The following is a 12,359-nucleotide window of genomic DNA, read 5'->3' as shown; positions in this document are numbered from 1 at the left end:
ATCCGCCGCCGGGCGGGCTTACAGTTCGTACTCTGTAAAAGGCAGACTCCGAACAGCGTCTTCCACGCTCTTTTTGCGGGCCTCGACCACCCGGCGCTTGATTACAAGGCGTCGGGCGCGGATTTCCAACTGAGAGGTGTGTTGGCGCACGCGCCAGAACAGATAGGTCGTGCTCATGGTCAGTTTTATCAGCCGGATGTGCGACACCACGACGTCCAGATCCCCGTTACGGTTGTAGCCCATGGGAATCAGTTGAAACCTGACCGCTCTTCCACTGACGTCGGAAAATGCCGTCAGCAATCGGGCATCTCGTTCGACCAGTGCAATAACCCGCTCAACTTCTTCTATCTGAGGGCCGGAAACCAGTTTAGAAACCGCACTTGACCACATCTGTTGTATGTTTCCGGAAAAACTGGGTTTAACCACTTCAATGTGATCGCTGTCCAGCGACCAGCCATGCTTCCACATCAAGTCGGCGTAATGGTCAAACCACCGCCCTGTTTCTCTTTCCACGTTGTAATGTTGGTCTGCTTCGCGCTGTGCCAGTAAAAAGCAGTTCCTGGCAAAGTCACGTTCCTCTTTTGTCGGCCCCTGGGCACTGCATAACACCGTGTTATCCACAACGGTGGCTGTGCCTTTTAAGTTACTTACTGAGTTCATTACTTCCTCGCCTCCTTGGCATTTATATCATCCGGTCTTTTGATGGGCGCCCTATACCCAGCGCCCCTGCACAAACCAGACTAAACAAATTGATTAATTAAAACAGTCGAGGTTTATCAACATTAAATGTCAGTGCACAGCAGGCAGGCATTCGACAAGTGATGAGCCTGCAATGACGCAAGCCGCGTTATCATGCCGCCCTTGAAGATCAACCCTGGATTAAGGAACGGCATGACACCCTGGCTGACGGTTGTGGGAATCGGTGAAGACGGCTTCAAGGACCTGGGCAAAAACGCCCGACGCGCCCTGATGAACGCCTCGCGGATCATCGGCGGCCAGCGCCAACTGGATTTGCTGCCGGTGTGCATTCGCGGCGAGCGGCAGTTGTGGCCGAGTCCGTTTTCCCTGGCCCCGGTGCTGGAGCGCCATGGCGAAGCGGTGTGCGTGCTGGCCAGTGGCGACCCGATGTTCTTTGGCGTCGGTGCCAGCCTCGCGCGACAGGTTCCTGCCGAGCAAATGCTGATTCTGCCGGCGCCCTCCTCTTGCTCACTCGCGGCGGCGCGCCTGGGTTGGCCGTTGCAAGACGTGGTGACGCTTTCAGTGGTGGCTCGCCCGGTGGCTGCGCTGAATGCGCAGTTGTCCGCTGGTGTGCGGTTGTTGGTGTTGAGCAATGACGGGCAGAGCCCGACGGCGGTTGCCGAGTTGCTGCGCGAACGCGGTTTCGGGGCGAGCCGGCTGACCGTGCTGGAACACTTGGGCGGCGATGCCGAACGGCGCATCGACGGGGTGGCCCGCGACTGGAGCGCAACGGGCATTGCCGATCTCAATGTTGTCGCCATCGAGTGCATCGCCGACCCCGGCACCCCACGCCTGTCACGCCTCGCCGGTTTGCCGGATTGCGCCTTCCAGCACGACGGCCAACTGACCAAGCGTGACGTGCGCGCCATCACCCTCGCCCGCCTCGCGCCGACACCCGGCGAACTGCTGTGGGACGTCGGCGCCGGCAGCGGCTCGATCGGCATCGAATGGATGCGCACGCACCCGAGCTGCCGGGCGCTGGCCATTGAGGCTGATGAAGGTCGGCAGCTATTGATCGAACACAACCGCGATGCCCTGGGCGTCCCGGGCCTGCAATTGATTCGCGGCAGCGCGCCGCAAGCGTTGACCGGGCTCGAACGCCCGGATGCGATTTTCATTGGCGGCGGCGTGACCCGCGACGGTGTGCTCGACGCCTGCTGGTCGGTGCTGAAACCCGGCGGCCGCCTGATCGCCAACGCGGTGACCCTGCAAAGTGAAATGACCCTGATGGCTTGGCGCGAACAGCATGGCGGTGAACTGACCCGCATCCACATCGCCCAGGCCCAACCCCTTGGCGAGTTCGATACCTGGCGTCAGGCGTTGCCGATTACCTTGCTCGACGTGACGAAACCGTTCGATGCGTGACGAAACCGCCGAACAACCCGCGCCCCTGCGCAGCGGCCTGACCACCGGCAGCTGCGCCACGGCCACCAGCCTCGCCGCCGCCCGGTTGTTGCTCAGTGGCGCGACGGCGGACGCGGTGGAGATCGTCCTGCCCAAGGGCAAGCAAGTGCGGATGCGTCTGGAATTCTGCCGTTTGAACGACGACGGCGCCGAGGCTGGAACCCTCAAGGACGCCGGGGATGACCCGGACGTGACCCATGGCGCGTTGCTCTATTCCCACGTGCGCCTGGGTGCCGAGCCGGGGATTCGCTTTTTTGCCGGCCGTGGCGTCGGCACCGTGACGCGTCCCGGTCTGGTGCTGAACGTCGGCGAGCCGGCGATCAACCCGGTGCCGCGCAAGATGATCACCGAGCATCTGACATTGCTGGCCGAAGAGCTGGGCTACAGCGGCGGTTTCGAGGTCACGGTCAATGTCGAGAACGGCGAAGCCCTGGCGCTGAAAACCATGAACCCGCGCCTGGGGATTCTCGGCGGCTTGTCGATCCTCGGCACCAGCGGCATCGTCCGGCCGTTTTCCTGCGCGGCGTACATCGCCTCGATCCACCAGGGCATCGATGTCGCCAAAACCAACGGCTATCTGCACATCGCCGCCTGCACCGGCAACGCCAGCGAAGACACCATGCGCCGGGTCTATGACCTGCCGGAAATCGCCCTGATCGAAATGGGCGACTTCGTGGGTGCGGTGCTCAAGCACCTGCGCAAAGTGCCGGTGGATAAACTCAGCATTTGCGGCGGCTTCGGCAAGATCAGCAAACTGGCGGCCGGGCACATGGACCTGCACAGCCGGCATTCAAGCATCGACTTGCCGCAACTGGCCGAATGGGCGGCGGCGATTGGGGCGGACGGTGCTTTGCAGCAATCGATCCGTGAGGCCAATACCAGTCAGCAGGCGTTGGCCATGGCCAGCGCTGTCGGCATCGCGTTAGGCGATGAAGTGTGTCGGCATGCGCTGGAGTTTGCCCGCAGCGTGGTGCCGGCGCAGGTGCAGGTCGAGGTGTTTGCGATTGATCGCCAGGGCGGGATTGTGGGTCATGCGGGAGCTTTTCAATGAAGCGTATGTTGTTGCTCGGTGGCGTCACCGAAGCCCTGGCCATCGCCCGGACGTTGGGGCCGGAGCATATTTACAGCCTGGCCGGCGTCGGTCGGGTGCCGACGGATTTGACCTGCCAGGTGCGCGTCGGCGGATACGGCGGTGCTGAAGGCCTGGCGCAGTTCATTCGCGATGAAGGCATTGAACTGCTGCTGGACGCCACCCACCCCTACGCCGCGCAAATCAGTCAGAACGCCGCCACCGCCGCACAAATGAGCGGCATCCCGTGCTGGGCATTGCGACGTCCGGCCTGGCAACCTCAGGCCGGAGACGACTGGCGGGAAGTCAGCGACTGGGCAGAATTGATCGAAGCCTTGAAACCGTTCCGCCGACCACTGTTCACACTCGGCCGCGAGCCGTTGCAACACCTGCACGAAATCCCCCCGGAGCAATTCTGGACCTTGCGCGCCCTCGACGTTTACCCCGGCAACGAACGCTGCGAAGTCATCGGCGCCCGTGGACCGTTTGTGATCGAGGAGGAGCGGGATTTGTTCGAACGTCGGCAAATCGATGTGCTGATCAGCAAAAACAGCGGAAGCACCGCCACCGAGCCGAAGCTGGAAGTGGCGCGGGAGCGCGGGGTGCCGGTGTTGGTGTTGAAGCGGCCGGTGTTGGCGCGGGTTGATCGGGAGTTTGGGTTGGTGGATGAGGTATTGGCCGCACTGGCGGAATGCAATATGACAGACGCATAAATCATTGTGGCGAGGGAGCTTGCTCCCGCTTGAGTGCGAAGCGCTCACAAAAGATGGGACTGCTACGCAGTCCAGCGGGAGCAAGCTCCCTCGCCACAGGGTAGTGTTCTAGCCTGAACTCCGGCATTTTGAATCGAAGCCGCTACACTCTTTTGAAAGTACGCTGCGACACCACACCGCACGCCGCTTTTTTACTTATCGGCCCTGATCAGGCTAAATAGCCGCGCCTGATCGCCCACTCAACCGGATCTGTCCCATGTCCCGACAACGGCTCGCATTTGCCTGGATCGCCTGCTTTGCAGTGCTGTTCAATATGCTCGCCATGCCGATGACCGGAGCGATGGCGCAGTCGGCGAAGTCACCCGCCGAGCAGTTGTTGTGGGGCAGTTTCTGCACGTCCAGCGGGACGAAGATGGTGGCGATTTCCCTGGGCACGCTGGAACAGAAAACCCCGCAAAACGACGATCATTCCACTATGCAGCATTGCTGGTGCTGCTCGGGCTCTGCGCCTCTGGTGGCGCTGCCGGGGCATGTGCCGCAGTTGTATTTCGCGCGGTTCGAGGCCAATCGAAGCCTGCCCGCCGCCTCGCTCGATACGCCCACGCCGCGCCAGCAATGGCCGAGTCTCAACCCCCGCGCTTCCCCTCTGGGGTGATTCCTTCTCGCAATTGACCTGCGTTTTGAATCGTTCTGGAGAACTGCCATGTTGAACAAACTCATCGTTCTGGCCGCGTTGCTGCTGCCTGCCTGTTTCGCCAATGCCCACGAATACAAGGCCGGCGAGCTGGAAATCGCCCATCCGTGGTCGCAGGAACTACCGCCTAACGCGCCGACCGTGGCGGCGTACTTCGTGATTCACAACAACGGCAAAACCGCTGATCGACTGCTCAGTGTCGACTCGCCGATCTCCGGCGAAGCCCAGTTGCATGAACACGTCATGCAAAACGATCTGATGAAAATGCAGCAAGTGCCGAGCGTGGAAATCCCTGCGGGTGGCAACGTGACGTTTGCGCCGATGGCCTATCACGTGATGCTGCTGAACCTGAAGGACCGTAGCCTCTTGAGCGACGGCAAGCGTTTTCCATTGACGATGCATTTCGAGAAGTCCGGCAACGTGACGGTTGAAGTCTCGGTGCAGAAGAAGCCACCGGAAGACATGCAGATGCACGCTCACGCCCAGTAAACGCCTGAGCAGAAACCGCCATGCGCGCCCTTAGCGCCAGGTCATCCGCACATCGCCGTCAGTCGTCAGGCCTGACGCGAGGTAGCTGGATCAGCCTGTTCGCCATGCTGATGATCTTTATCGGTCCACTGATTTCTCAGTCGATGCCGATGGATCAGGGCGCGCCAATGTCCATGAACATGTCGATGGACATGAGCATGGACGGCCACGGTGAGCAGGCGCAAGAACACTGCCCTGCGAAAGCAGAGCATCACGCGCTCTGGGAAAAGTGTGGCTATTGCAGCCTGCTGTTCAACTGCCCGGCGCTGACCGGCGGCCAATCCTTCGTCGCGTTCAACACACCTCACGTAACGACCTTCACCACGCCTGCCACCCGCCTGGGCCACGCCCGGCAATCGTTCTTCCCTGGCGCCCGAACCCGCGCCCCGCCCATCACGTCGTAAACACCACACCGATCTCACACGGTTTAGAAGTAGCCGTAGCAACTTGTGGGAGCGGGCATTTGTGGCGAGGGGGCTTGCCCCCGTTGGGTCGCTAAGCGGCCCCAAAACCGGCAATTGCTGTGTATCAGGTACACCGCACGCAATGGTTTACGACTGCTTCGCAGCCGAACGGGGGCAAGCCCCCTCGCCACACAAGCGCCTCACCATAAAGCCCGCTCCCACAGGGATTGCGAACGCTGCCGGCCGTGTCGTTTACGACTGTTCGATGGAAATTGTCATGTCCAGGTTTTCTGCTGACACACGCTTGAGTTGCACCCCTGTCACCGCCGTCCTTTGCGGCGTTTTGCTGGCCCCCTTGGCGCTGGCCGATGACCACGCCGGCCACGCCGAAGAATTGAGCCCGACGGTGATTACCGCCATCGCGCCAAGCTCGCCGCTGACCATCGTCACCAACCCCAAGGACCCGCGCCAACCAGTGCCGGCCAGTGATGGGGGCGATTATCTGAAGACCATTCCCGGCTTCGCCCTCGTGCGCAATGGCGGCACCAACGGCGATCCGGTGTTGCGCGGCATGTTCGGCTCGCGGCTGAACATCCTCACCAACGGCAGCATGATGCTCGGCGCCTGCCCGGGCCGGATGGACGCGCCGACGTCGTACATTTCCCCGGAAACCTACGACAAGCTCACCGTGATCAAAGGACCGCAAACCGTGCTGTGGGGCCCGGGCGCATCGGCCGGCACCGTCCTGTTCGACCGTGAACCGGAAAGCTTCGGCGAACTCGGCACCCGGGTGAACGCCAGCGTGTTGGCCGGCTCCAACGGCCGCTTCGACAAAGTGGTGGACGCCGCAGCGGGCGGGCCGTTGGGCTATGTGCGAGTGATCGGCAACACCGCCCATTCCGATGACTACAAGGACGGTAACAACGACACCGTGGCGTCGCGCTACGACAAGTGGAACGGCGACGTCGCGGTGGGCTGGACCCCGGACGCCGACACCCTGCTGGAGCTGACCGCCGGCAAGGGCGACGGCGAGGCGCGGTACGCCGGACGCGGCATGGACGGTTCGCAGTTCAAACGCGAAAGCCTGGGGCTGCGTTTCGAGAGGTCCAACATCGGCGACGTGCTGGATAAGATCGAGGCGCAGGTCTACTACAACTACGCCGACCACGTGATGGACAACTACACCCTGCGCACGCCGTCCGGCACCGGGATGATGGCGGGGCCGATGGCGTCCAACGTCGACCGGCGCACCCTCGGCGCACGGATCAAAGCGACCTGGCGCTGGGCCGATGTGCAGTTGATCAGCGGCCTCGACGCCCAGACCAACGAACACCGCCAGCGCAGCAGCATGGGCATCGACACCTACAAGGACCTGCCCTACACCAAAGACGCCGACTTCCATAACTACGGGGTGTTCAGCGAATTGACCTGGTACGCCGCCGACCGTGATCGGCTGATTACCGGTGCGCGGGTGGACCGTGCCTCGGCCAAGGATTTTCGGCAGAGCACCGGCTCCGGGATGATGAGCATGCCGAACCCGACCGCCGACAAAACCCGCGCTGACACCCTGCCCAGCGGTTTCGTCCGCTATGAACACGACTTGGCGGACAGCCCGACCACGCTGTACGCCGGCCTCGGTCACAGCCAGCGCTTCCCGGATTACTGGGAGCTGTTTTCCCCGGATGCCGGTCCCGCCGGTTCGGTGAACGCCTTCGACTCGATCAAACCGGAAAAAACCACCCAGCTCGACTTCGGCCTGCAATACAAGACCGACGACCTCGAAGCCTGGGCCTCGGGTTACGTCGGCCAGGTGCGCGATTACATCCTGTTCAACTACACGCCGGGGATGATGGGCAGTACGTCACAAGCGCAGAACATCGACGCGCGAATCATGGGCGGCGAACTCGGGGCCGCTTACAAATTGACCTCGAACTGGAAAGCCGACGCGACCCTGGCCTATGCCTGGGGCAAGAACAGCAGCGACGGCAAGGCACTGCCGCAAATGCCGCCGCTGGACGCACGTTTCGGACTGACCTACAGCGAAGACAAATGGAGCGCCGGGGCCTTGTGGCGAGTGGTGGCGGCGCAGAACCGCATCGACCAGAACAAGGGCAACGTGGTCGGCAAGGACTTCGACAAGAGCTCCGGTTTCGGCGTGTTCTCGCTCAACGGCGCGTACCGCATCAACAAAAACTGGAAGGTCAGCACCGGCGTCGACAACCTGTTCGGCAAGGCTTACGCCGAGCATTTGAACCTGGCGGGGAATGCCGGTTTCGGCTACCCGGCCAATGACCCGCAAGCCATCAACGAACCGGGGCGCACGCTCTGGACCAAGGTGGATATGAGCTTTTAAAAGCTTCGCGGGCACGCCTCGCTCCTACGGATTTGCGTCGTTTACAAACGATGCGAACACCCTGGACCTCTAGGAACGAGGCTCGCCCGCGAACGACTGCGCAGCAGTCACCGGACAACAACAAAGAACCAAGCCAAAGCGGAGCACACGTGATGAAACAGCCCAAACCCAACTTCTACAACCTGGCCTGGCGTTGGCATTTCTACGCCGGATTATTCGTCGCACCGTTCATGGTCATGCTGGCCCTGACCGGCCTCATCTACCTGTTCAAACCGCAACTCGACCCGCTGATGTACGGCAGCCTGATGAACGTTCCGGCGGGGCATCAAACGGTGTCCGCCGACGATCTGCTCAAGCGAGTGAAAACGGCTTATCCACAAGGTCAGATCAAGCAATACCTGCCGCCCATCAACGCCGAACGTAGCGCGCAGTTTGTGGTGATCAACGGCGGCCAGGAGCTGAACGTCTTCATCGACCCGTACCACGGCGACATCCTCGGCGAGCAAGACGCCAAGAAAAACCTGCAAGCTGTCGCCCGGGCGATTCATGGCGAGCTGATGATCGGCACCGTCGGTGATCGGCTGGTGGAACTCGCCGCCGGCTGGGGCGTGGTGCTGGTGGTGTCCGGGGTTTTCCTGTGGTGGCCGCGAGGTCAGTACGCCGGCGTGTTGTGGCCACGCTTGAGCAGTCGCGGTCGCGTGCTGTGGCGTGATTTGCACGCCGTGACCGGGTTCTGGGGTGCCGCCTTCCTGCTGGTGATGCTGCTCAGCGGCATGACCTGGACCGGGTTCTGGGGCAAACAATACGCCGAGGTCTGGAACACCTTCCCGGCGGCGATGTGGGACAACGTGCCGAAGTCCGACGTCGAAGCCCGCAGCCTCAACAGCGCCACGCGCCAGACCGTGCCTTGGGCGATGGAAAACACGCCGATGCCGATGTCCGGCGACCACGCCGAACACATGGCCCACGGCGCCGCACCGGCCGGTCCCGCCGCGCCGACCATCAGCCTGCAAGACGTGCAGAACATCGCCGTGCAACGCAAGGTCGAGCCGGGTTACAGCATCACCCTGCCGACCACCGCCACCGGCGTGTTCACCATCGCGGTATTCGCCGATGACCCGCGCAACGACGCCACCCTGCACGTCGATCAATACACCGGCGACGTTCTCGCCGACGTGCGCTTCGAGCAATACGGCAGCGTCGCTCGCGCCACGGAAATCGGCGTGATGTTGCATGAAGGCAAGATGTTCGGTGCGTTCAACCAGATCATCGTGCTGCTGATCTGCCTGATGATTCTGCTCAGCGCGGTCAGCGGCGTGGTGATCTGGTGGAAGCGTCGCCCGCAAGGCAAATTCGGCGTTCCACCACTGCGCCATGACCTGCCGAAATGGAAAACCGGGGTGGCGATCATGCTCGCGCTGGCGGTGCTGTTCCCGTTGGTGGGGGCTTCGCTGGTGGTCGTATGGGTCCTGGATCGGCTGCTGTTGACACGCCTGAACCGGCAAGCTGAACCGGGTTCGGCGGCCTGAATAATGATCTGATTCAGGGCCAGCACCCTCACTGGCCCTGTTCAGATTGAATGACCGGGCAGGGCTCAAGCTGCAGCTCGCCGTTGCAGTTGTGGATTCTTTTTAACTCGGTTTTTTCGACATCCCGCGCGAGGTTCGGTGTGCTGGCGCCGTACCGGTTTTTGCAAAGGAGCGTCATCCGACACTGGCCATTCTCCAGATCAACGAGCATCGGTGTGACCTGATCCGGCGCGGTGGCACTGACGTAGGCCCTGCAACTCTCGCTGACGGGATTCTGCTGCCAAAGACTGAGGCAATCCTGCTCCGCCATGAGCGTCGCACAGTCACAAAAAGCCAAAAGACCGATGACTTTGCTGATCCCTGATACGGACATGATCAGCACTCCCTTTCACTATCAACAAGGCTCAAAACTAACGCCGCCAGAGAATTCGATCTACTGTCAAAAGTGACAGTCGGCTAGACCGTCTGGAGATAAAAAACGCGACGCACCACGCAACCTGAATCCGCCTCACCTTCATCATGAATCGGCCGAGATGCGCGCCTTAGAGGGATCTGTAGACTTCGCGCGCTTATCCCTCGGTCATTTTTAGTGTTACTGTATAACGCAAATCGACCGCCCCGCCCGCAACAGGAATGTCGCGGGTTTTCTTTGCAGAAGTGATTCACCGCCCCGATGAACAAGTACCTCTTGTCCAGCCTTTGCCTGTTTGCCCTGAACAACAACGCCCAGGCGCAACCGTTGACGCTGCCCACCGGCACCATCACCGCTGCGGCCGTCGATGACGAAACCGTCAGCCTCAACACGCCGACCACCGCCGGTTCGCGCCTGAACCTCACGGCGATGCAAACCCCGGCCAGTGTCGAAAGCCTGAGCGGCGAACAGATTCGCGCGCGGGGTGATCGCAACGTGCAGGACGCGGTGTCGCGCAGCACCGGGATCAGCCGCACCGGCACGCCGGGGGATGGCGGCACGTCGTTGCAGGCGCGGGGATTTACCGGGCAGAGCTCGGTGATGCAGCTGTATGACGGCAATCGGATGTACACCGGCATGGGCACCGCGACGTTCCCGGTCGACACCTGGTCGGTGGAGCGCGTCGATGTGCTGCGCGGCCCGGCGTCGGTGTTGTACGGCGAAGGCGCGACGGGCGCGGTGGTCAATGTGATCCCGAAAAAACCCTTCGAGGGCGAGATCGAAAACCACCTGCGCGTTGGCTACGGTTCCTACGACAGTCGGCAGCAAGCGTTCGACAGCGGCGGCTCGCTGACCGATACCCTGAGCTATCGCCTGAACCTCAATCGCCTGCGCAGCAATGGCTGGATCGATCGCGGCGACTCCGCCAGCGACTTCATCAGCGCCGCTTTGCGCTGGCAGGCGACGGACGATTTGTCGTTCACCCTCGCCCACGATTACGGCGACCAAAAGCCGATGAATTACTTTGGCACGCCACTGATCAATGGCCGCCTAAAGGACAGCCTGCGGGACAAGAACTACAACGTCAGCAACGATAAACAGCACTACAACGATCAATGGACGCGGCTGACCAGCGACTGGCAGATCACCGACAGCGTCAGTTCGAGCAACGAGCTGTATTACCTCAAGGCCCAGCGCCGCTGGCAGAACGCCGAGAACTACAACTTCGACCGCGACAGCCAGCAACTCAGCCGCAGCGGTTATTTCGGCATCGGCCACACCCAGGAACAGGTCGGCGACCGCCAGACCTTCACCTTCAAACACACCCTGTTCGGCCTCGACAGCCAGACCGTGACCGGCATCGATTACAACCGCATCCGCTTCCAGCTCGAGAGCAATTCGCCGTTCAACGACGTGCTGCCGAATGGCCAACCGCTGGATCTGTATCACCCGCAACCCGGTCAGTTTGAAAGTACCAATCCGTACCGTGGCCAGTTCCAGTCGACGACGAAGCAGATGTCGGCCTTCGCCGAAAACCGCACGCAACTGAGCGAGCGCTGGTCTGTGGTGACTGGTGTGCGCCGCGATTACGTACACGTCGACCGCACCGACCTGGTCAAGGACAGCCAGAACGACAAGACCCTGACCGGCAACAACTGGAAGGCCGGATTGGTTTTCGCGCTGACCCCGGACACTTCGTTGTACGGCCAATACGCCACCAGCACGGACGGCGTCGGCGGCCTGATTTCCTTGAGCCCGAGCCAGCAGCAATACGAGCTGGCCACCGCCAAACAGACCGAAATCGGCCTGAAGCAATTGTTCTGGGATCAGCGCGGCGAGTTCACGTTGGCGGCCTATCACATCGTCAAAAAGAAACTGCTGACCGACGACCCGGGCAACCCGACGCTCAAGCAACAGGTCGGCCAGCAATCGTCCAATGGCCTGGAAGCCAGCCTCGACCTGCAACTGCCACACGCCTGGCAACTGCAGGCGAACGCGGCCATCGTCAAAGCCCGGTACGACGATTTCTCGGCGGTGGTGAACGGTGAGACCGTGTCGTACAACGGCAACCGCCCGACCGATGTACCGCGCCGCACGGCCAATCTGTGGCTGAGCAAGGCGATCAACGATGACCTCAAGGCCGGTGCCGGTGTGCGTTACGTCGATGCGCGTTTTGCGGACATGGCGAATCAGAATGAGTTGCCGAGCTACACCGTGGTCGATGCCACGTTGTCGTGGCAGGCGCAACGCAATACGACGCTGGGGTTGCAGGTGAACAATCTGTTTGACCGGCAGTACGCGCAAAGCCAATACAATGAGGGGCAGCAGTGGATTTTGGGGGAGCCGCGGTCGTTCTTCGTCACGGCTGATTACACCTTTTAAAGTTGGAATGCTTGTGTGGCGAGGGAGCTTGCTCCCGCTGGGTTGCGAAGCGACCCCAAACCCGACAACCAGGTTGTCCCTGACACACCGCGTCGGCTGAATTTGCGACTGCTGCGCAGCCGAGCGGGAGCAA

11 protein-coding genes are annotated in these 12,359 nt (G+C 61.5%); 9 read left to right on the top strand and 2 right to left on the bottom strand.

Going from position 1 to position 12,359, the window contains the following annotated elements:
- Positions 1–18: 18 nt before the first annotated feature.
- Positions 19–660, bottom strand: a complete 642-nt coding sequence (locus tag ACY4LX_RS04490) for a hypothetical protein (protein WP_149660657.1) — start codon at positions 658–660, stop codon at positions 19–21.
- A 231-nt stretch (positions 661–891) separates the two neighbouring features.
- Here ACY4LX_RS04490 and cbiE point away from each other — a divergent pair, with 231 nt between their 5' ends.
- The 8 genes from cbiE (at position 892) to ACY4LX_RS04450 (ending at position 9,432) form a co-directional block, all read left to right on the top strand.
- On the top strand, positions 892–2,103 hold the full coding sequence (gene cbiE, locus ACY4LX_RS04485) for a precorrin-6y C5,15-methyltransferase (decarboxylating) subunit CbiE (RefSeq protein WP_463259277.1): 1,212 nt from the start codon (positions 892–894) through the stop codon (positions 2,101–2,103).
- Positions 2,096–3,193, top strand: coding sequence for a cobalt-precorrin-5B (C(1))-methyltransferase (locus ACY4LX_RS04480; protein WP_463259276.1), 1,098 nt, complete (start codon positions 2,096–2,098; stop codon positions 3,191–3,193). Before cbiE ends, ACY4LX_RS04480 begins: the two co-directional genes overlap by 8 nt.
- On the top strand, positions 3,190–3,924 hold the full coding sequence (locus ACY4LX_RS04475; protein WP_463259275.1) for a cobalt-precorrin-6A reductase: 735 nt from the start codon (positions 3,190–3,192) through the stop codon (positions 3,922–3,924). The genes ACY4LX_RS04480 and ACY4LX_RS04475 overlap by 4 nt, the downstream gene beginning before the upstream one ends.
- 256 nt (positions 3,925–4,180) lie before the next feature.
- The gene (locus ACY4LX_RS04470) at positions 4,181–4,579 is read left to right on the top strand and encodes a DUF2946 domain-containing protein (RefSeq protein ID WP_463259274.1); all 399 of its coding nucleotides are present in this window, start codon (positions 4,181–4,183) and stop codon (positions 4,577–4,579) included.
- A gap of 48 nt (positions 4,580–4,627) precedes the next feature.
- Entirely contained in the window at positions 4,628–5,107 is a 480-nt protein-coding gene (locus tag ACY4LX_RS04465; protein ID WP_463259273.1) for a copper chaperone PCu(A)C, read from the top strand.
- A 20-nt stretch (positions 5,108–5,127) separates the two neighbouring features.
- Complete coding sequence (locus ACY4LX_RS04460) at positions 5,128–5,550, top strand: DUF2946 domain-containing protein (RefSeq protein ID WP_149660647.1); 423 nt, start codon at positions 5,128–5,130, stop codon at positions 5,548–5,550.
- A 277-nt stretch (positions 5,551–5,827) separates the two neighbouring features.
- Positions 5,828–7,903 (top strand): TonB-dependent copper receptor, encoded by a 2,076-nt coding sequence (locus tag ACY4LX_RS04455; protein WP_463259272.1) that lies wholly within the window; start codon positions 5,828–5,830, stop codon positions 7,901–7,903.
- A 152-nt stretch (positions 7,904–8,055) separates the two neighbouring features.
- A complete protein-coding gene (locus ACY4LX_RS04450) occupies positions 8,056–9,432 on the top strand; it encodes a PepSY-associated TM helix domain-containing protein (RefSeq protein WP_463259271.1) in 1,377 nt (458 codons plus the stop codon).
- Between the two features lie 28 nt (positions 9,433–9,460).
- Here ACY4LX_RS04450 and ACY4LX_RS04445 read toward each other — a convergent pair whose 3' ends face one another.
- Complete coding sequence (locus tag ACY4LX_RS04445) at positions 9,461–9,805, bottom strand: hypothetical protein (RefSeq protein ID WP_463259270.1); 345 nt, start codon at positions 9,803–9,805, stop codon at positions 9,461–9,463.
- Between the two features lie 300 nt (positions 9,806–10,105).
- Here ACY4LX_RS04445 and ACY4LX_RS04440 point away from each other — a divergent pair, with 300 nt between their 5' ends.
- Positions 10,106–12,226 (top strand): TonB-dependent receptor, encoded by a 2,121-nt coding sequence (locus tag ACY4LX_RS04440; RefSeq protein ID WP_463259269.1) that lies wholly within the window; start codon positions 10,106–10,108, stop codon positions 12,224–12,226.
- The last annotated feature ends 133 nt before the right edge of the window (positions 12,227–12,359 follow it).

This window comes from Pseudomonas sp. Emmai, assembly GCF_055179735.1.
The sequence above is the reverse complement of the archived record's forward strand: the minus strand, read 5'-3'. Positions and strand labels throughout refer to the sequence as shown.